23 protein-coding genes are annotated in these 20,270 nt (G+C 37.7%); 17 read left to right on the top strand and 6 right to left on the bottom strand.

What is annotated here, in order from left to right; genetic code table 11:
- A complete protein-coding gene (locus AC1DMU_RS23990) occupies nucleotides 1–1,014 on the top strand; it encodes a molybdopterin-synthase adenylyltransferase MoeB (protein WP_048540776.1) in 1,014 nt (337 codons plus the stop codon).
- A gap of 37 nt (nucleotides 1,015–1,051) precedes the next feature.
- Here the strand turns inward: AC1DMU_RS23990 and moaC are convergent, their stop codons facing one another.
- Complete coding sequence (moaC, locus tag AC1DMU_RS23985; RefSeq protein WP_088064602.1) at nucleotides 1,052–1,537, bottom strand: cyclic pyranopterin monophosphate synthase MoaC; 486 nt, start codon at nucleotides 1,535–1,537, stop codon at nucleotides 1,052–1,054.
- Between the two features lie 83 nt (nucleotides 1,538–1,620).
- Between moaC and moeA the strand changes: the two genes are divergently transcribed.
- The 7 genes from moeA (at nucleotide 1,621) to AC1DMU_RS23950 (ending at nucleotide 6,297) form a co-directional block, all read left to right on the top strand.
- On the top strand, nucleotides 1,621–2,910 hold the full coding sequence (gene moeA / locus AC1DMU_RS23980; RefSeq protein ID WP_088064601.1) for a molybdopterin molybdotransferase MoeA: 1,290 nt from the start codon (nucleotides 1,621–1,623) through the stop codon (nucleotides 2,908–2,910).
- Entirely contained in the window at nucleotides 2,880–3,395 is a 516-nt protein-coding gene (gene mobB / locus AC1DMU_RS23975; RefSeq protein ID WP_088064600.1) for a molybdopterin-guanine dinucleotide biosynthesis protein B, read from the top strand. The genes moeA and mobB overlap by 31 nt, the downstream gene beginning before the upstream one ends.
- Nucleotides 3,392–3,856 carry a molybdopterin synthase catalytic subunit MoaE gene (moaE, locus tag AC1DMU_RS23970; protein WP_000185929.1) on the top strand — a complete coding sequence of 155 codons (465 nt, stop codon included), beginning with the start codon at nucleotides 3,392–3,394 and terminating at the stop codon, nucleotides 3,854–3,856. The genes mobB and moaE overlap by 4 nt, the downstream gene beginning before the upstream one ends.
- A 2-nt stretch (nucleotides 3,857–3,858) precedes the next feature.
- A complete protein-coding gene (moaD, locus tag AC1DMU_RS23965; protein WP_000621775.1) occupies nucleotides 3,859–4,092 on the top strand; it encodes a molybdopterin converting factor subunit 1 in 234 nt (77 codons plus the stop codon).
- Nucleotides 4,093–4,184: 92 nt separating this feature from the next.
- Nucleotides 4,185–4,604 carry a DUF3888 domain-containing protein gene (locus AC1DMU_RS23960; protein ID WP_048540764.1) on the top strand — a complete coding sequence of 140 codons (420 nt, stop codon included), beginning with the start codon at nucleotides 4,185–4,187 and terminating at the stop codon, nucleotides 4,602–4,604.
- 36 nt (nucleotides 4,605–4,640) lie between these two features.
- Nucleotides 4,641–5,498 (top strand): glucose uptake protein GlcU, encoded by an 858-nt coding sequence (gene glcU, locus AC1DMU_RS23955; RefSeq protein ID WP_048540762.1) that lies wholly within the window; start codon nucleotides 4,641–4,643, stop codon nucleotides 5,496–5,498.
- A gap of 13 nt (nucleotides 5,499–5,511) precedes the next feature.
- On the top strand, nucleotides 5,512–6,297 hold the full coding sequence (locus AC1DMU_RS23950; protein WP_088064599.1) for a glucose 1-dehydrogenase: 786 nt from the start codon (nucleotides 5,512–5,514) through the stop codon (nucleotides 6,295–6,297).
- A gap of 72 nt (nucleotides 6,298–6,369) precedes the next feature.
- On the opposite strand, the gene AC1DMU_RS23945 is transcribed toward AC1DMU_RS23950, so the two are convergent.
- Nucleotides 6,370–6,864, bottom strand: a complete 495-nt coding sequence (locus AC1DMU_RS23945; RefSeq protein ID WP_000451450.1) for a CarD family transcriptional regulator — start codon at nucleotides 6,862–6,864, stop codon at nucleotides 6,370–6,372.
- A gap of 257 nt (nucleotides 6,865–7,121) precedes the next feature.
- Here AC1DMU_RS23945 and AC1DMU_RS23940 point away from each other — a divergent pair, with 257 nt between their 5' ends.
- Both AC1DMU_RS23940 and AC1DMU_RS23935 read left to right on the top strand, forming a co-directional pair.
- On the top strand, nucleotides 7,122–7,358 hold the full coding sequence (locus AC1DMU_RS23940; RefSeq protein WP_000533808.1) for a DUF2553 family protein: 237 nt from the start codon (nucleotides 7,122–7,124) through the stop codon (nucleotides 7,356–7,358).
- 1 nt (nucleotide 7,359) lies between these two features.
- A complete protein-coding gene (locus tag AC1DMU_RS23935; RefSeq protein ID WP_000621751.1) occupies nucleotides 7,360–7,542 on the top strand; it encodes a sporulation protein Cse60 in 183 nt (60 codons plus the stop codon).
- 34 nt (nucleotides 7,543–7,576) lie between these two features.
- Here the strand turns inward: AC1DMU_RS23935 and AC1DMU_RS23930 are convergent, their stop codons facing one another.
- Nucleotides 7,577–7,804 (bottom strand): DUF3973 domain-containing protein, encoded by a 228-nt coding sequence (locus AC1DMU_RS23930; protein WP_000498995.1) that lies wholly within the window; start codon nucleotides 7,802–7,804, stop codon nucleotides 7,577–7,579.
- A gap of 424 nt (nucleotides 7,805–8,228) precedes the next feature.
- Between AC1DMU_RS23930 and AC1DMU_RS23925 the strand changes: the two genes are divergently transcribed.
- Entirely contained in the window at nucleotides 8,229–8,660 is a 432-nt protein-coding gene (locus tag AC1DMU_RS23925) for an SRPBCC family protein (RefSeq protein ID WP_000437776.1), read from the top strand.
- Complete coding sequence (locus tag AC1DMU_RS23920) at nucleotides 8,661–8,984, top strand: ArsR/SmtB family transcription factor (protein ID WP_000098837.1); 324 nt, start codon at nucleotides 8,661–8,663, stop codon at nucleotides 8,982–8,984.
- Nucleotides 8,985–9,016: 32 nt separating this feature from the next.
- Here AC1DMU_RS23920 and AC1DMU_RS23915 read toward each other — a convergent pair whose 3' ends face one another.
- Both AC1DMU_RS23915 and AC1DMU_RS23910 read right to left on the bottom strand, forming a co-directional pair.
- Nucleotides 9,017–10,456, bottom strand: coding sequence for an MDR family MFS transporter (locus tag AC1DMU_RS23915; protein WP_001228003.1), 1,440 nt, complete (start codon nucleotides 10,454–10,456; stop codon nucleotides 9,017–9,019).
- Between the two features lie 261 nt (nucleotides 10,457–10,717).
- Nucleotides 10,718–11,989 carry a BaiN/RdsA family NAD(P)/FAD-dependent oxidoreductase gene (locus AC1DMU_RS23910; protein WP_000558876.1) on the bottom strand — a complete coding sequence of 424 codons (1,272 nt, stop codon included), beginning with the start codon at nucleotides 11,987–11,989 and terminating at the stop codon, nucleotides 10,718–10,720.
- Nucleotides 11,990–12,283: 294 nt separating this feature from the next.
- Between AC1DMU_RS23910 and AC1DMU_RS23905 the strand changes: the two genes are divergently transcribed.
- A complete protein-coding gene (locus tag AC1DMU_RS23905; protein ID WP_001284033.1) occupies nucleotides 12,284–13,936 on the top strand; it encodes a putative polysaccharide biosynthesis protein in 1,653 nt (550 codons plus the stop codon).
- Nucleotides 13,937–13,977: 41 nt separating this feature from the next.
- Nucleotides 13,978–14,706 (top strand): pseudouridine synthase, encoded by a 729-nt coding sequence (locus AC1DMU_RS23900; protein ID WP_001234944.1) that lies wholly within the window; start codon nucleotides 13,978–13,980, stop codon nucleotides 14,704–14,706.
- An 81-nt stretch (nucleotides 14,707–14,787) separates the two neighbouring features.
- On the opposite strand, the gene AC1DMU_RS23895 is transcribed toward AC1DMU_RS23900, so the two are convergent.
- Nucleotides 14,788–15,009, bottom strand: a complete 222-nt coding sequence (locus AC1DMU_RS23895; protein ID WP_000805512.1) for a DeoR family transcriptional regulator — start codon at nucleotides 15,007–15,009, stop codon at nucleotides 14,788–14,790.
- A gap of 357 nt (nucleotides 15,010–15,366) precedes the next feature.
- On the opposite strand from AC1DMU_RS23895, the gene pepV reads away from it, so the two are divergent.
- The 3 genes from pepV to pulA all read left to right on the top strand — a co-directional run bounded on the left by pepV (nucleotide 15,367) and on the right by pulA (nucleotide 20,121).
- Entirely contained in the window at nucleotides 15,367–16,773 is a 1,407-nt protein-coding gene (gene pepV / locus AC1DMU_RS23890) for a dipeptidase PepV (protein WP_088064598.1), read from the top strand.
- Between the two features lie 372 nt (nucleotides 16,774–17,145).
- Nucleotides 17,146–17,691, top strand: a complete 546-nt coding sequence (thpR, locus tag AC1DMU_RS23885; RefSeq protein ID WP_088064597.1) for an RNA 2',3'-cyclic phosphodiesterase — start codon at nucleotides 17,146–17,148, stop codon at nucleotides 17,689–17,691.
- Between the two features lie 288 nt (nucleotides 17,692–17,979).
- The gene (gene pulA, locus AC1DMU_RS23880) at nucleotides 17,980–20,121 is read left to right on the top strand and encodes a type I pullulanase (protein WP_088064611.1); all 2,142 of its coding nucleotides are present in this window, start codon (nucleotides 17,980–17,982) and stop codon (nucleotides 20,119–20,121) included.
- Nucleotides 20,122–20,270: the final 149 nt, after the last annotated feature.

Below are 20,270 nucleotides of genomic sequence, written 5' to 3'. Positions count from 1 at the left end.
ATGCAGGAGCGATATTCAAGACAAATATTATTTTCTGGTGTTGGAGAAGAAGGTCAGAGAAAAATTAGAGAGAAGCATGTGCTTATTATCGGCGCTGGTGCTCTCGGGGCAGCGAATGCAGAAGCAATTGTTAGAGCAGGTGTTGGCAAAATAACAATTGCGGATCGTGATTATGTAGAATGGAGTAATTTACAAAGGCAACAATTATATACAGAAGAAGATGCAAAGCAATATAAACCAAAGGCGGTAGCAGCAGCAGAGCATTTACAAGCGATTAATTCTGAGGTGAAAATAAATCCGGTTGTGACTGATGTAACAGTGCAAGAAATGGAAGAGCTAGTGAATGATGTAGATTTAATATTAGATGCGACAGATAATTTTGAAACGCGTCTTCTTATTAATGATATTTCACAAAAGTATAATATTCCGTGGATATATGGTGGTTGTGTCGGAAGCTACGGAGTAACGTATACAATTTTACCAGGAAAAACACCGTGTTTCCGCTGTTTAATGGAACATCCAGCGAGCGGGGCAACATGTGATACGGCTGGTATTATACAGCCGGCAGTACAATTAGTAGTTGCGCATCAAATAACGGAAGCGCTGAAAATATTAGTAGAAGACTATGGGGCACTTCGCGAAACGATGTTATCGTTTGATCTTTGGAATAATCAACAGATGGCATTTAAAGTGAATAGGCAGAAAAAAGACACATGTTTATCTTGCGGAAGATTACGTACATATCCGAGTTTAACATTTGAAGCACAAACGAAAACAGAAGTGTTATGTGGCCGAAATACAGTACAAATCCGTCCAGGTGTGCGGAATGAATTTAATTTAGAAGAAATTAAAAAGCGCTTACAAAGAAGTGTGGATGTAAAAGCTACTCCGTATTTATTATCATTTCCGGTGGAGGAATTTCGTTTTGTTTTATTTACAGATGGCAGGGCGTTCATTCATGGAACGAATGACATAAATATAGCAAAACGCTTATATGCAAGATATATAGGTTGAACCTAAAGGGAGCCCTTTAGGTTCAACGGAAAGAAGATTAAGACTTTCTCGTATAATCTCCACTTTTTCCACCTGTTTTTTCAAATAAGTAAGTTTCGCCAATAATCATACCTTTATCAACAGCTTTGCACATATCGTACACAGTAAGAGCTGTAGCGGAAGCGGCTGTTAAAGCTTCCATTTCAACACCGGTGCTACCTTCTGTTTTAACTTTTACTTCAATAAGTAATCGATATTGTTCTTCGGATTGTTTCCAATCGAAAGAAACGTCAACACCTTTTAATAATAAAGGATGGCACATTGGGATAATATCAGAAGTGCGTTTCGCAACCATAATACCTGCGATTTGTGCAACTGCTAATACGTCACCTTTCCCAATTTCATTGTGAGAGATTTTATCGTAAATTTCTTTTGTAACGACAATGCTAGAGCACGCAATTGCTGTTCGGACGGTTGCTTTTTTGTCACTTATATCAACCATCTTCGCGCGTCCTTGGTCATTAAAGTGTGTGAATGAAGACATGGAATTCCTCCTTGAAGTAATTTCTATTTAATATATAAAGTTTAATCGAGATAAAAAAAATTGCAAATATGAGGTGAGAAACGATGATAGAAAAACGAATTCCAATTCAAGTTGCTGAGGCAGTAGAGAGAGTAATGGAATATGTGAAGCATGGTGAAGTAGAAGAGGTTTCTATTACGGAAAGTTACGGGAGAATTCTTGGGGAGGATGTTATCTCTGATCATGACGTTCCTCATTTCGATCGTTCTCCTTACGATGGTTTCGCGATTCGAGCAGAAGATACGAAAGAAGCAAATCAAGAGAATGCGATTGAGTTTGAAGTAATAGGAGAAATCGGGGCAGGATCTGTTTTTACAGAAGAAGTAGGACCTTTTCAGGCGGTTCGTATTATGACAGGAGCAGCTATTCCAGAGGATTGTAATGCAGTCGTAATGCTAGAGTTGACGGAAGGTTTTGAGAAGAACGGAAAAACATATATGAAGTTAAAGCGTCCTTTTCATAGTGGTGACAATGTGTCATTTAAAGGAGAAGATATAAAGAAAAATCAAGTTCTCGTTCAGAAAGGTGTTGCAATTAATCCAGGTGTTGCGGCCTTATTAGCGACGTTTGGATATAGTACTGTGAAGGTTGTAAAACAGCCTGTTGTTGGTATTGTGACGACAGGAAGTGAACTGCTAGAGGTACACGAGTCGTTACAGCCGGGGAAAATTAGAAATAGTAACTCGTATATGATTGCCGCTCAAATTATGAAAGTCGGAGGGAAAGTTCGTTATTATGGCCAACTTGCCGACGAGTTAGATGCATGCTTTGCAGCTGTTCAATCAGCGATGAATGAGGTTGATATTTTAATTACGACAGGCGGTGTGTCGGTAGGGGATTATGACTACTTGCCGGCTATTTATGAAAGATTACAAGCGAATGTACTCTTTAATAAAATAGCGATGAGACCAGGAAGTGTAACGACAGTAGCTGAAGTTGACGGAAAGTTACTTTTCGGTTTATCAGGGAATCCGTCAGCTTGCTACGTAGGCTTTGAGCTATTTGTGCATCCGGTTATAAAAACATATTTGTATGCGAAAGAACCCCACGTATATAGAGCGGATGCTATTTTACAAAAAGATTTTCCGAAGCCAAATCCGTTTACTCGTTTTGTAAGAGCAAACGTGACAATCGTAGACGGGGCATTACAAGCGATGCCGGTCGGTTTAGATAAATCGAGTGCGGTCTCTTCACTCGCCGATGCGAATGCTTTTATTGTGTTGCCTGGAGGAACGAGAGGATTTGAAGCAGGGATGAAAGTATCTGTATTATTGTTAGAGCACGACGAGGGATGTGATTGGCCATGGGCAAAGCCCCTTCAATCTTACAAATAGTAGGATATCAAAATAGCGGGAAAACAACGCTCGTTGAGAAAATTGTGTATGCATTAGCTGAACGAAACATGAAAGTTGCTACAATTAAGCATCACGGGCACGGAGGTTTTCCAGAAGTAGCGCAAAAAGATAGTGAAAGGCACCGAAAGGCTGGGGCTGTTGTCAGTAGTGTAGAAGGCGCTGGATTACTTTCACTGTCGTCATTAAGAGAGGAATGGTCCTTGCAAGAAATTATTCGCTTATATGAGTTTTTTGAAGTGGATACAATTTTAATAGAGGGCTATAAAAAAGAGAGCTATCCGAAAGTAGTATTACTTCGTTTTGCGGAAGACGTTGAACTTTTACATAAAGTAGAAAACATAGTAGCGGTTATTACGTGGCATGATGCACCTGCAAACTTACGAGAAGAATATAAAGTATTTCATATAACAGAAGAAGAGTTGTATATAGACTGGTTTATACAAACGGTAAGGAGTACGAAATGACAAATACGTATTATGAAGTAATTGATACAGAAATCTCGATTGAAGAGGTAGCAAAGAAGGTTATTCGCCGCGAATGCGGTGCTGTTACAACATTTATTGGAACGGTTAGGGAGTTTACGAAAGGGCGTCGTACATTATACTTAGAATATGTCGCTTATAAAACGATGGCAGAAAAGATGCTAGAGAAAATTGGCTCAGAAGTGAAAGAGAAGTGGCCAGGTACACACGTTGCGATTACACATCGCATCGGTACACTGCAAATTTCTGATATCGCGGTTGTTGTTGCTGTTTCAACACCGCATCGTAAAGCGGCCTATGAGGCGAATGAATACATTATGGAACGTATAAAACAAATTGTTCCGATTTGGAAAAAGGAGTTTTGGGAAGATGGAGACTCATGGATTGGTGATCAATTAGAAAAAACGCCATATCCAGCAGGGGAGCCTGGGAAGGAGCTGTAAGTATGATTCGAGTATTATTATTTGCGCACTTGCAAGAGGAAGCAGGAACAAGTGAATTACAAATAGAGAAAGAAAATATTACGGTTGCAGAGTTAAAAGATGTTGTTGCTAAAGAATATAATGTACCAGTGACAGCATCAACTATGGTTGCGATTAATGAAGAATATGCGAATGAAGATGATACGATCCGAGATGGTGATGTTGTTGCACTAATCCCACCAGTGAGCGGTGGTTAATATTGGATTCATTAAAACGACTTTCCTACATAGGGAAGTCGTTTTTTTATGGAAGTTTTGCGAACACTAACTTATAGAACAAGGAGGGTGTTATGAAAAAAATATGTGTAGTTATTACAATGCTATGTGCAATCTTTTTCTCTTCTCCAAGTGATTCTTTTGCGAAAGAATCGAGGGAGCAGCTGTTAGAGAGTGCATTATCAAATAGGTACTATTCAGTTATTAGACAAGTGACAGAAGATCAGTATGAATGTGCTTCCGTTATAAATATAAAACGTCTCGGTAAGAACGGTGAGTTCGTTCCTAGATTTGAAATTACGCTACAATTTCTTACGTTCCAAGGTGCACATAATCCGCCGAATGATAAAGTTACACTTATTTTGGAAGATTATTTAGATCACGTAAAAATAAAGAAGGTGGAGCGAGAAAAGAATGTTTCTGGTGCTATTGCAGAAAAAGTTTGTGAACGGGAAAAAGAAAAAATAAAAGCTCACTCTAATGATTCAGAGTGATAACTTATGACATTTAGTAAAGAAAGGTAATGAGCGATGGACATACTTTTAGCGATTTTACCGGCTATATTTTGGGGAAGTATTGTGCTATTTAACGTGAAACTGGGCGGGGGACCGTATAGTCAAACGCTCGGTACAACGTTTGGGGCACTTATTTTCTCGATTGTTGTTTATATTTTTATGAAGCCAGTATTAACTCCTACTGTTATTGGAGTTGGAATTGTGTCAGGTTTATTTTGGGCACTTGGTCAGGCGAATCAATTAAAAAGTATTGATTTAATGGGCGTTTCGAGAACGATGCCCATTTCAACAGGACTGCAATTAGTTGCGACGACTTTATTTGGAGTCATCGTATTTCATGAGTGGTCCACGACTATATCAGTCGTCCTTGGTGTTTTGGCTCTCGTTTGTATTATTATCGGTGTTATTTTAACATCACTTCAAAGTGAAGAAGAAAAGAGTGCAGAGCAGGCGGGTAATTTTAAAAGGGGCATTATCATTTTATTGATTTCAACAGTCGGTTATTTAGTTTACGTAGTAGTGATTAGGCTATTTAACGTAGATGGTTGGTCAGCTTTATTGCCACAAGCAGTTGGTATGGTGTTAGGGGGCGTTTTGCTTACGTTTAAACATCATCCATTTAATAAATATGCACTACGAAATATTATCCCAGGATTAATTTGGGCAGCTGGAAATATGTTTTTATTCATTTCGCAGCCGCGTGTTGGAGTGGCAACAAGTTTTTCGCTATCGCAAATGGGGATTATTATTTCAACGCTTGGCGGGATTCTTATATTAGGTGAAAGAAAAACGAAACGCCAATTAACGGGGATTGTTGTCGGTATCGTTTTTATTATCGCAGCCGGAATAATGTTAGGTGTTGCAAAAAGTTAAAGGGGGTATTGAAATGTATAGTGATTTAGCAGGAAAAGTTGTCGTTATTACAGGATCAGCAACTGGTCTTGGAAGAGCGATGGGAGTACGGTTTGCTAAGGAGAAAGCAAAAGTAGTAATTAACTATCGCTCACGAGAGTCAGAAGCGCATGATGTATTAGAAGAAATTAAAAAAGTAGGCGGAGAAGCGATTGCTGTAAAAGGTGATGTGACAGTTGAATCTGATGTCGTGAACCTCATTCAATCTGCTGTGAAAGAGTTTGGTACGCTTGACGTTATGATTAATAATGCAGGGATAGAAAACGCGGTCCCGTCGCATGAAATGCCGTTAGAGGATTGGAATAAAGTAATCAATACAAATTTAACAGGTGCTTTTTTAGGAAGCCGTGAAGCGATTAAATATTTTGTAGAACATGATATTAAAGGTTCTGTTATTAATATGTCGAGTGTTCATGAGAAAATTCCGTGGCCACTATTTGTGCACTATGCGGCGAGTAAGGGCGGCATTAAACTGATGACAGAAACGTTAGCGTTAGAATATGCACCAAAAGGTATTCGAGTAAATAATATTGGGGCAGGTGCAATAAATACGCCAATTAATGCCGAAAAGTTTGCTGATCCTAAAAAACGTGCTGACGTAGAAAGTATGATACCGATGGGCTACATTGGAAAACCGGAAGAAATTGCAGCAGTCGCAACGTGGCTTGCTTCCTCAGAAGCGAGTTACGTAACTGGAATTACGTTATTTGCAGATGGTGGAATGACTTTATACCCGTCGTTTCAAGCAGGGCGCGGTTAATAAAAAAGGACAAAGAGATTATCTCTTTGTCCTTTTTTCTGCAAAAAAAAATAGCGGTCGGCTATTTTAAATTTAATGATTAATTGTATCTTGAAGAAATTCTGTTGCTTGATGTTCAGAAACATTTTGCACAAGTGCAACTTCGCTAATCATCATTTTGCGTGCATTATCTAGCATTTGTTTTTCGCTCGCATTTAATGCTCTCTCTTTATTACGGCGAAGTAAATCGCGAACAACTTCTGCGCTATCTTGCAGATTGCCGTTTTTCATTTTTTCCATATTCATTGTATATCTCTGTTTCCAGGAAAGTGATGTGTCTGATTCCCCGTTTTGAAACTCAAGAAGTATAACATCTAATGTACCTTTATCTACGATATAACGAATACCTGATTTTTGTAATTGATCCATAGGAAGCATTATTTGCATGTCTTTACTAATGATACGTATCACACAATATTGACGTGTTGTTCCTAATATTTCTTTCTCTTCAATGGCTTCGATGACTCCTGCGCCGTTCATTGGATAAACGATTTTATCGCCAATTTGAAACAAATCATCCACCTCCATATGTGGTAACCACTTTTAATGATAGCACAAGTGAGTGAAAATGTCAAATTTTATATAATACCATAATGTTGATATTATAGTCAATAAGTAAAAACTCTTTTTTTTTTTATATATTTTTTTGCTCTTATTTATTGATGATTTTTTTGAAAAATAGTACAGACGAAGAAAGAAGGCATATCCACTTATTTTTAAGCATAAAATATAAAATCGCTAATACAATATACCTAAATCCGTTCTTTGCAAGGGAGGGAGAGAAGGTGGGGCGCACAATAAGAATTGATATTACAAATAAAGTTGTAGCTAAATTTAGACCGGATTATTTGGAATTATATACGAGTAAATTTATGATAGGTAAGTTTTATGTCTATACTGAAGGTAAACAATATGTGTTAGAAGACGGATATATATATGAAGACGGAAAATTTTATCGCATCATAGATACGCACCGTGGCAATAATCAAGCGGCGGAGGGCTGCGATCTAGGATGGTGTTAACATGATTCGTGTGAAAGTGTTTGATGAAAGTCACGAAAAAGACTTAGAAGACGCTGTAAATGTTTTTTTGAAAAAGATTGATGATAGTAATTTTGTAGATATTAAGTACCAAGTCGGTGTTTCCATTAATGATGACGAAAACCAAATTTATTGTTTTTCAGCAATGATCGTTTATAAAGCATAAAAAAGAGCTGGGTGAGCCAGCTCTTTTTTATGTTTTATGTTGGGACAACATGTGTCGGTAATACGTTCATAATAGATTGAGTTGTGCCTAATTTCTTTTTCGCTAAAAGAGGCTCCCCTGTTTCATGGTTTTGGGCATCTGTACACATACCAAGGTGATAACGATCACCTAAAAATGGATCGATATAAAAACCGTTTTTGAATACTTTATCATTCGGATGTTTTTCATGGTGAATGTCAGAGCAATTAATGCAATAGAACATAGCTTTCATCCCCTTTTTATTTTTGTTTGAAAAAAGTGAGTTGGTAGTCATTTCGCTCCTAAGGAAATGTTGAGGAGAAGAGAAATAACTACCTACTCAAATGGTGGGCATATTCCTTCTGATTTTTCATATCTCGCGTAGTGTCCCTGAGGGAAGGAGGAGAGACGAAATACGCATGATATACGTAAGGCACTTCTTTCAAGATAAATGATGGAGTTTCATGTTGAGAGAAGTTTTTATTTTTTGTTGCCTTTGTGAGTATATTATGAGGGAATGCTCAGAGGGTGTTTGTCCTGTTGAAAAAATGTTGAGAATTTCTCAACAGTAAAAAATAACTAGCGTTGACATGAAACCAAAAGGTGTTATATTATCGAAGTATAACCAAAAGGTGTTATATTTAATTGCCGAATAAAGGAGAATGAAAATGGAACAACAAAATACATTAACTGATATTAAACAAACGATCGTTTTTAACGCGTCTATTCAAAAAGTATGGAATGTAGTATCAACTGCAGAAGGGATTGCGTCATGGTTTATGCCGAATGATTTTGTATTAGAGGTAGGACATGAATTTCATGTGCAATCACCATTTGGCCCATCACCATGTAAAGTGTTAGAAATTGATGAACCAAACCATCTATCTTTCTCATGGGATACAGATGGCTGGGTCGTTTCATTTAATCTGAAAGACCTAGGAGATAATAAAACAGAATTTACGTTAATTCACGGCGGCTGGAAACATCCTGATGAAATTCTTCCGAAAGCGAATGCGAAGAGCTCTATTATTCGCGATAGAATGAGTGGCGGCTGGGTAGCGATTGTAAATGAAAAACTGAAAAAGGTTGTTGAAGGCTAAGTGTCTTCATCAGCAGCGAAATATGATGTATTTCAAGCAATTGCTGATCCAACCCGCCGAGAAGTAATACGGTTATTAAGTGATAAAGAGTTACCGATTTCCAAAATAACGGATCATTTTCCGATGAGTCGTACTGCGGTTGTAAAGCACCTTCATATTCTTTCGGAAGCGAATTTAGTAAGCGGAAGAAAAAGCGGAAGAGAGAAGATATATCGTTTGCATCCAGAACCATTAGAGGAATTACAACAGTGGCTCTCATATTATGAACGTTTTTGGGATAATAAATTATCTATGCTGAAACATATTGTGGAGAATGAAGAGTAAAAAGAGGATGACCAAAATGGTCATCCTCTTTATTATTGCTCACTTGTTTGAGTAGCTGGTTTTAATAAAATCCAAGCGATAATTAGTGTAAATACTGCTAATACGAAAGTACTCATATAAATGACGTGTACACTTGATGCTAATGCCTCTTGCGATTCGGTTACTACGTTTGCTGTAGTTCCTCCATGTCCGCCACCAGATACAAGATCAAGGTTTTGAATACCGCGTGCATGAATCATCGTATTAAAGATTGTGCCAAAGATTGCAGCACCTAAAGTTTGGCTAAATGTATTAATAAATGTGTTTAAACCAACGGCTGTTCCGCGTGTATGAGCTGGTACGGCTGCTTGAATTGTTACCATATAAATAGGTGTCACAAGCCCCATTCCTAATCCGAATAATCCGACTGCTACATAAATAAGGAACGATGGTGAATTTGTTGATAATGTAAATAATAAGAACGTAGCGACTGATAAAATGCTAGCTCCAAGTAAAATGATTTGTTTCGTTTTTAATTTGCCTACTAAGTTACCAGAGAAAATAGCACCAAATGTCCACATAACAGGGATTGGCATTAAAATAAGTCCGGCTTCTGTCGCATTTTTTCCTAATACACCTTGGCTCCAAATTGGAAGGTACATTGTAATACTAATGATCATTGCGCCAGCAATGAGCGTTAATATGTTTATTGTAGATAATGTACGGTTAGAGAAAAGTGCTAGCGGAATTAATGGTTCCGGAGATTTTTTCTCGATGAATAAGAAAATAATGAATGAAACGACGGCAAAGATTAATAGTCCGATAATTGTTATGTCGCCCCAGTTTTGCTTACTGCTACCTGTTAATAATGCATATAGTAGAGCGATCGTACTTAATGAGAAGACTGTTGCACCAAGATAGTCGATATGGTGTTTAGCGGGCTTAATAGATTCTTTGTAGTAAATGGCGATCATTAAGCAAGCGATAATTCCAAATGGGACGTTTAAGAAGAAAATATAACGCCAAGATAGAGAATCAACTAAAAATCCACCGACTAACGGTCCGATAACACCTGATACACCCCAAACGGCACTCATCCAACCTTGTGCTTTCGCGCGGTCTCTCGCTTCGCTATATAAGTCTCCAATAATCGTCATTGTGATCGGCATAACAGCACCAGCACCTATACCTTGAAGAGCACGGAAGAAGATTAATTGTTCCATTGATGTAACGACTCCGCAAAGCGCAGAACCGATTAAGAAGATTGTAGCTCCAATGAGTAAAACTTTTTTACGGCCGAATAAATCAGCTAACTTTCCGTATATTGGAGTCGAAACAGCTGTTGCAAGCATATAAATTGCATATACCCAACTAACAAGTTCGACGCCTGACAAATCACTCGTTATACGAGGGATCGCTGTACTAACAATCGTTCCTTCTACCGCAGAAAGAAACGTCATTAGCATTAAAGACATCATGACTTTTTTTCTCATATTTTTTCCCCTTACCCTTTTTCAAATATTCAACAATATAAAATATAAAGGTACTAAGGTATATAAAGCAACAAAAAAGCAATGGGAAGTTAGGAGGAGCGTATATTTGTCGTTCTTTGTCGGTAAGTCGATATATTTAAGAAAACGCCGATATATGTTGTAGAAACGCTGATATATTCGAGGAATCGCCGATATAATTGTAGAATCACTGATATCATTTCATATACCTAAAAAAAGAAACAGGAAGCCCTGTTTCTTTTTTTAATATTGCATTTTCGCGTTTTCTCCAGCTGTTGTTCCGGCAATTCTACCAGTAACGAGAGCAGATGTAATATTATAGCCGCCAGTATAACCGTGAATATCAAGAACTTCTCCGCAGAAATATACGCCGTTCGTGAATTTAGAAGACATTTCTTTCGGGTTAATTTCTTTAACGGATACACCGCCGCCAGTAACGAATGCTTTTTCAATTGACTGCGTACCATTTACATTCACAGTAAACTCTTTAAAGTCTTTCACAAGTGCACGAATTTTCTCGTGAGAAACTTGTCCAGCTTGTTCGCTGCCATCAATTTCATTTTTTTCTAATAAGAATAGGAAGTAACGTTCAGGAACATAACCTTTTAATACATTTTTAATCCCTTTTTTCGGATCTTCTTTCATTTGTTTCAGCATGCGCTGGAATAGTTGTTCACTATTTTCTTCTGGCAATGCATCGATACTCATTTGAATCGTATTCGTTTTAAACTTTTTCAGTGCTTTCACGACGAATTGGCTACAACGAAGAGCGGCAGGACCAGATAGGCCGAAATGAGTGAAGAGCATGTCCATTTTGTGAGAAATGATAGCTTTTCCTTTCGGGTTTAATACGCTTAAGTTAACATCGCGTAAAGCAAGACCTTGTAAGGAGCGATCACGAATAAATGGTTCGTTTGAAAGGATTGGTACTTCTGTTGGGAATAATTCTGTAATAGTATGTCCAGCCTTTTCAGCCCAAGCGTATCCGTCTCCAGTAGAGCCAGTTTGAGGAACGGATTTTCCGCCAACAGCGATAACGACATGATTCGTTTCTAACACTTCGCCAGTTTGCAATACGACTGCTTTCGTTTGACCGTTCTCATATTCAATTGTTTCAACGGGTGTATTCGTACGGATTTTTACACCTAAGTCTTTTAATCGTGTTAAAAGTGCGTCTACTACTGATTGTGCTTTATTTGATACAGGGAACATGCGACCATGATCTTCTTCTTTTAGTTGCACGCCAAGCTTTTCGAAGAATGTAATAATATCTTCATTATTGAAAATAGAAAAAGCGCTGTATAAGAAGCGACCGTTTCCTGGTATATGTTTAACGATCTCATCAAGTGGTAGACGGTTCGTTACGTTACAACGACCACCACCAGAAATCGCAAGTTTACGCCCTAGTTTATTTCCTTTATCAAGAAGTAAGACACTTGCGCCTTCTTCTGCAGCACCGATTGCAGCCATTAGCCCAGAAGGCCCGCCGCCGATGACAATAACATCATAATGCATAATATATCGACCTCATTTTCTACATTTCCTGCCTAAAAGAATAGCATGTTTTCCCTTAAAAGAAAAATAGAGTGAAGTACTGCTTAAGGAGAGAATTGTGGTACAATACAAAAGTTAGAGTTCAGCACTATCCTGCTATTTGTGGGCAATAAGACAAAAACCTTAAGATGTAAGAGAAATAAAAAGGGAATTTGGTAGCTCATAAATGCTCGAATAGTTCAACTAATAATCAGTGGGGAAGAACACCCACACTGATTAAAGTTTCACTTTATGTAGATGTAGGAGGATTTTTGTATGTCCGATTCGAAATTTCTGCGCGGAACGCTTATTGTTACGTTAGGGACATTTTTAGTAAAGTTCTTAGGCATGATTTACGTCTTTCCGTTTCATGCATTAGTAGGTACAGAAGGCGGAACGCTCTATACATATGGATACATTCCATATACGATCTTTTTAAGTATTGCAACGGCAGGGGTGCCGCTTGCTGTTTCCAAATTTGTTTCCAAATATAATGCGCTTGGCGATTATAAAACGAGCCGGAGAATGTTCCGCTCGGGAATGGTTATGATGATAGTAACAGGAGTTCTTTCGTTCCTAGTTCTATACATGACAGCGCCACTGTTTGCAGAAGCAATGCTTGGTAAACAAAGTATACACAGTAATGTAGAAGAAGTTACGACGATTATTCGTCTTGTAAGTTTTGCACTTATTGTTGTACCAGCAGCGAGTTTAATTCGTGGTTATTTCCAAGGTCACCAATCGATGGGACCGACTACTGTTTCGCAAATTATTGAACAAATTATTCGTATCGTCTTTTTATTAGCGGGTAGTTTTATTGTTATTAAAGTACTTGGCGGTACAGTTGCAACAGCAGTTGGGGTAGCGACATTTGCTGCGTTCGTTTCAGCAGTTGGAGCGCTCGGTGTACTCATTTGGTACTGGTTAAAACGTAAAAAACATTTGGATCAATATTTAATTGAACAAACTGTACCAGAATCGACAGTGAGTACGGTTCAATTATTTAAAGAATTATTTGCATATGCGATTCCTTACGTTGTAATTGGGTTAACAATTCCTTTATATCAACAAATTGATACATTGACATTTAACTCAATTATGCAAGCGATTGGCCAAGGTGATATCGCAGAGCGAGCGCTTGGTATTTTCACAATGTGGACGCATAAATTAATTATGATTCCTGTATCGCTTGCAACAGCGTTTAGTTTAACGCTTGTACCAGCGATTACAAAATCATTTACTGAAAAACAATACCGCTATTTAAAGTTACAAATTACACAAACATTCCAGGCAAATATGTTCTTAACATTGCCAGCAGTTGTCGGTATTTCAACACTTGCATATCCAATTTATACTGCGTTCTATGATTCAGATCCACTAGGTGGACAAGTATTAATGTGGTATGCACCGGTTGCGTTGTTATTCGCTTTATTTACAGTAACAGCAGCAATTCTGCAAGGGATCAATCAACAAAAACATGCGATTGTCGCGCTTATTATGGGTGTTATTTTGAAATTCGTATGTAACGTAATCTTTATTCGTTATTTCGGTACAGTTGGAGCGATTTTAGCAACTGCAGTCGGATTCTTAGCTTCCGTATGGTATACGAATCGACAAATCAAAAAACATGTACACTATTCATTTGGTGTTGTATATAAGAGAACTTTCCAAATTGCAGTATTAACACTTGTAATGGTCATTGCTGTAAAGTTATCACAATGGACTCTGTCCTTCATGATCTCACCTGATGGCCGAATGGGTGCTCTTATTACAGTTGTGGTTTGTGCAGGTATTGGTGGTCTTGTGTATGGATTGTTAGCAATTCGCACAGGAGTACTTGAACGAGTATTTGGTGGAGAAGCGTTAGAGAAAATCCAACGTAAACTTGGCAATAGATTCAAAATAAAGTTGAAATCAAAAGGGGCGTAATTACGTCCCCTTTTCTATGATAAACAAAGAAGGTGAAAAACGTGAGATTAGATAAATTATTAGCAAATATGGGATATGGAAGTAGAAAAGAAGTAAAGAAATTATTGAAAGACGGCGTTGTAAAAATTGATGGAACGCCAGTGAAAGATGCGAAGGTTCATGTAAATGTAGAAGAGCAAGAAGTTATGATTCACGGAGAAGTTGTGGAATATAAAGAGTTTGTTTATTTAATGTTGCATAAACCACAAGGCGTTATTTCAGCGACAGAAGATGATAATCATGAAACGGTAATAGATTTATTAGAGTTAGAAGATGCAATCTTTGATCCGTTCCCAGTTGGACGACTTGATATTGATACGGAAGGTTTCTTATTGATAACAAATGACGGGAAGTTATCACATCAATTGTTATCTCCGAAAAAGCATGTGCCGAAAAAATATTATGCACACGTTGCAGGAGTAGTAACAGAAGAGGATGTAAAAGAGTTTGCTAAAGGTGTTATTTTAGATGATGGCTATGAAACAAAGCCAGGTGCACTTACAATATTAAAAAGCGATGAGATTTCTGAAATCGAGCTTGTAATTACAGAAGGAAAGTTCCATCAAGTGAAGCGTATGTTTGAAGCGGTAGGGAAAAAAGTAGTCTACCTAAAGAGAACAGAGATGGGACCATTAGTATTAGATGAAGAGCTAGAACTTGGACAATACCGAGAGCTATCAGATGAAGAAGTAGAAATGTTAAAAACATATCAAGTCGATACTGAGAAATAGTGCTGTTTTTGGCGCAGAAAAGACCCCTTTCTAATGAGTTAGAAAGGGGTATGTATTTATTTACATACAATTATTTTTTCGTTATGAGGTCATTCTCACTTTCTTTCCTGTTGTTGTCCACTTACCGCGGCAAGGGCTATACACGAGTTCATTAAACTGCAACACATTTAGATCACGTTGTATCGTTCGCGGTGTGATCCCGAACTCATCTACAAGGTCTTTCGTCGTTACCGTTCCGTTTTCATTGATGTACATATAAATTGATTTAATGCGTGTTAGCATACGAGTAGTTGTAGGTTTCAAGAGAAAACCACTCCTCTACTAGTTTTTTTGACCCCATTCAGGAAAGAAGGTCGTTACTACCATTGTACTCTACATGATAAAATTCATGCTTTAATCTACTTAAATTTTACAGAAATTTAACAAATATTCATATAGAAAAATATTGGTAGTTGACATTGTATATATGGTCAGTCAACTAACACATAAAATTCTACGTAAAACGCCAAATTCCTGCAAATTTTTTTAGAAAAATAAAAGAAAAACTAATAAGAAATATCTGAAATATTACAATTGTTAGGTATTTGAGTTTCGTATATGGCATAAGAGATTTCGGTTTGTTATGATGAAAGAAACAATATAGTGAAGGATGGATGCGTGATGTCAGCGATTAATTGGACAGAAGAAGTTGCAAAACGAAAAGATGATTTAATTCGTGATACACAACAATTTTTACAAATTAAAAGTGTATGGGAAGAAGAATCAGCGAAAGAGGGCGCACCATTCGGTGAAGGTGTAGAAAAAGCTTTATCTTTCATGTTACATAAAGGGGAAACTGAAGGTTTTGCTTCTAAAAATTTAGAAGGGTATGCAGGTCATCTTGAAATGGGACAAGGAGAAGAGTTAGTAGGTATTCTTTGTCACGTTGATGTTGTGCCAGAAGGAGATGGCTGGACGACTCCGGCATATAGTGCAGATATTCGCGATGGAAAGATTTTTGCACGTGGTGCAATTGACGATAAAGGCCCAACGATGGCAGCTTATTATGCGATGAAAATTGTGAAAGAATTAGGTTTGCCTCTTTCAAAACGCGTTCGCATGATTTTAGGAACAGATGAGGAAAGCAATTGGAAATGTGTAGATCACTACTTTAAAAACGAAGAAATGCCAACAATCGGTTTTGCGCCAGACGCAGATTTTCCAATTATTAATGCCGAAAAAGGAATTTCTGATATACAAGTTGTGCAAAGTGGTAGTGAAGAAAAGAAAGGTACATATGAACTTGTTTCATTTGAATCAGGTCGCCGTTTAAATATGGTTCCTGATTTTGCAGAAGCGATTATTACAGGAGAAGATGTAAATGCACTTACAGTAGCATATGAAGAGCATTTACAAACTGCTAAAAAAATAGGTGAAGCAATTGTAGAAGGTAATACGGTGACGTTGCAAATTAAAGGGATTTCAGCTCACGGATCTACTCCAGAGAAGGGTGAGAATGCAGGTTTATTAATGGCAAACTTCTTAACTACAGTTGCTCTTGATGGAAAAGGGGCTTCGTTTGCATCGTTTGTAACAGAAACATTTACAGGAGATATTTTAGGAGAGAAAGCTGGTATTTCTTATAAAGACGATATTAGCGGACCGTTAACTGTGAATGTTGGTCGCCTTTCTTATACGAAAGAGAATGGTGGTAATTTAGGATTAAATGTACGTTACCCGGTTACGACTAACTTTGACGAAATGATTGCAAAGTTAAAAGAATACGTTGGTAATCATGGATTTAAAGTGGCGGATTATTCAAACTCTCGCCCGCATCATGTTGATAAAGACCACGTGTTAATTCGTACGTTGCAGCGCGTATATGAAGAACAAACAGGAGAAAAAGCAGAGCTATTAGCAATCGGCGGCGGTACTTACGCTCGTTCATTGAAAGCTGGCGTTGCGTTTGGTCCGTTGTTCCCTGGAAAAGAAGAACTTGCGCATCAAAAAGACGAGTACATTGAAATTGAAGACTTATTAAAAGCAACAGCAATTTACGCGCAAGCAATTCATGAATTAGCGAAGTAATGGATATATAAATAAGAAGAGGCGGCCGTCCCGATACATATTTTGGGACGGTTTTCTGTTACGTATAGGTTGCTTTTCTTATCGTATTTAGTTGTTAAGTCGATATAATTTCATTTATCCCGCATTAACGGGCAGTAAGACCCCCACTTTAAAATTTAGCGAAAGCGAAGAAGTTAGGTGGGGATCAACTGCCCGTAAAAGCCCGATTGGTGAGGGCTGATAATCAGTAGGGGATGGACAAAACCCCCACTGATTAAAGTTTCACTTTATTAACGCGACCCTAACTTGGTTAGACTTGTAGGGAAGTTTGATTCTATTTAATTGAATGAGATAAGAAAGAAAAGCAACAATAGAAAGAAGGAGAAGATGTACATGGAGCTGCATTATTTTGTCGCGATTACGTTACCGAATCATATAAAAGAAGTGCTGTCTAACTATAAAGAGGAAATGCAGGAGGCATTACCATTTCGTTCATGGGTACATAAAGAAGACTACCATATTACCCTTTCATTTTTAGGTAGTGCAACAGAGGAACAATTAGAAGGAATAAAGAATGGATTACAAACCCTTACAGAAACGCAAGAACTATCGTTCACATTACAAGGATTTTCTACGTTCGGTATGGAAGATAGGCCGCGTATTTTTTGGTCGAAGGTAAGCGAGAATTACGATTTGCTTCAATTACAAAAGCAAGTGCACGCTATGTGTGAAGGGAATGGATTTTCTTTAGAAGCACGCCCGTATCATCCGCATATTACTGTTGCTCGTAAATGGGTAGGAGAAGAGAAGTTTGATTTAGAACATATAAAGGAAGTACCTGAAATATCATTTCAAGCGGATACGATTACTTTATACGAATCTCACGTGAAGGAGACACCGAAGTATAAAGCGATTGCTGAAATAAAATTACAAAAATAGAATGTATGAAAACGTTTTTTATACAGGTGAATATACTATAGAGAATAATGAGTTACTGTATAGGGCTTCAATGATAAGAAAAGTCTTATCATTTGCAGCTCGTTTCATCCCTCTATTTGCGGGCAGTAAGACTCCTACCTCAAAATTAAGATCAAGCAAAGAAGTTAGGTGGGAGATCAACTGCCCATAAAGGCCCAATTGGTGAAGGCTAATAATCAGTGGGGTAAAGCTTTCCCGCTGATTAAAGTTTCACTTTATTTTAACTTTAAGAATGATGGTGATTTTTTTATGTTGAAAGTAAAACGTCCATTTGATGCCTATTTAGATGAAATGAATAAAATTACAATTTTGCTCCCACATGCGTATGGAACAAGCCGGACATTTCGTTTGCAAGAAGGAAGTAACGTGAAAGATTTACCGATTGCTCATACAATTGCGCTTCCGGATGCAACGAAGTATGAGTGCTTTATAGAAGAGCCGCTAGATGTGGGGAAGTATTATACAGTACGAGATGAACGGAATGAAGAAACAGATTTACAAATAGGTGCTGTCATAAGAACAGCGATTTTCGATGAAAAGTATTATTACGAAGGTACAGATTTAGGTGCTGTTTATCAAAAAGAAGCAACGACATTTAAAGTATGGGCTCCAACTGCGAGGCTTGCGAAAGTAAGGATTTATAAAAGTGATAAAGAATATACCGATCATGAAATGTATAGAGGAGAAAGTGGGGTTTGGACTCATACATTACAAGGTAATTTAGCTGGAGAAAAGTATACATTTCTTGTTTGTATTAATTTAATATGGAATGAAGCAGTGGATCCTTACGCAAAGTCAGTGACTGTAAATGGGAAGTACGGCGTTGTTATCGATTTGGAAAAGACAAATGTAACAAGACGAGAGCAATTACCACCATTGCACGCAATGACAGATGCCATACTGTATGAACTGCATATTCGTGATGCCACTATTCATCAGGGCAGTGGAGTGGGTAAAAAAGGAACATATAAAGGGCTAATGGAAGAAGGGACAACAGGGCGAAATGGGACGTTAACAGGTTTGTCTCATATAAAAGATTTGGGTGTTACACATGTTGAATTATTGCCTTTATATTGTTTCGGTGGTGTAGATGAGGCGAATCCTTCTTCTGCATATAATTGGGGTTACAATCCATTATATTACAATGCGCCTACGGGATTTTATGCTACAAACCCTTCTGACCCGTATAACAGGATAGTAGAGTGTAAGCAACTAATTGAAACATTTCATGAGCACGGCATTAGGGTGATTATAGATGTTGTATACAATCATGTGTATGAAAGAGAGCTATCATCATTTGAAAAGCTTGTCCCAGGATATTATTTTCGTCATGGTGAAGATGGTATGCCTTCTAATGGGACGGGAGTCGGGAATGATATAGCATCTGAACGGAAAATGATGAGGAAATTTATTGTAGAGTCTATTTTATATTGGCTTACTGAATACAATGTTGATGGATTCCGATTCGACTTAATGGGAATTTTAGATGTTGATACAATGAATATATTAGAAAAAGAAGTACGAAACATAAAGCGAGATGCATTGTTATTAGGAGAAGGGTGGGAGCTACAAACACCACTTCCTCTAGAGGAAAAAGCAACGTTAAATAATGCAAAGAAAATGCCGCATATTGCGCAATTTAATGATCAATTTCGTGATGGGATAAAAGGGAGTACCTTTCATATAAATAAGCGTGGTTTTGCATTTGGTGGGCATGTAGACTGTAATCATTTGCAGTATATAGCATCGGGAAGTCTTTTGAGTATGAAAGAAACAGGTCTGTTTCTAGAGCCTGTGCAAAGCATTAACTATGTAGAATGTCATGACAATATGACGATGTGGGATAAACTAATGCGGAGTAATGAAGAACCAGAAGAGATTTTGAAAAAACGTCACCTTCTAGCGAGCGCAATGGTGATTCTTTCGCAAGGTATCCCTTTCTTACATGCTGGGCAAGAGTTTTATCGTACGAAGCAAGGAAATGAAAATAGTTATAATGCAAATGATGAAATTAATCAATTAGATTGGGATCAAAAAGAGGAAGAGATAGAGACCGTTAACTATATAAAAGGTTTAATTGCGATTCGCAAAGAGCACAGAGCATTCCGATTACAAAACGCAGACCTTATAAAAAAGCACATGACTTTTTTGCAAACATCTCCAGAAGTACTTGCATATCACCTAGAGCATGCAGAATCATTTGGACCGTGGAAAGAGATTATAGTTTTATTTAATAGCGGTTTAGAAGCTAAAACGGTGCAACTTCCGAAAGAAGAAACGTGGCATGTGTTAGTAAACGAAAAGCAAGCGAAAATAGAGCCAATTTCTTCATTTAGAGGAAAGGAACTTAGGCTCGCTCCGATTAGCACGTATATATTGACGATAATGTGACAAATCGCTACTTGACGATGAGAATGTAATAAATGTAGAATTGACAAAGGTGACGATTTTGATAAGTTGTCATTCTATGACAGGTTTTGTAAAATAAAATAGAGAGTTTTTGGCTTATGCCAAGTTTTCTTTTCATTTACAGTAAAATA

The organism is Bacillus sp. 01N45 (assembly GCF_056399205.1).
Note: the sequence above shows the minus strand (reverse complement) of the source record. Positions and strands in the feature narration are given on the sequence as shown.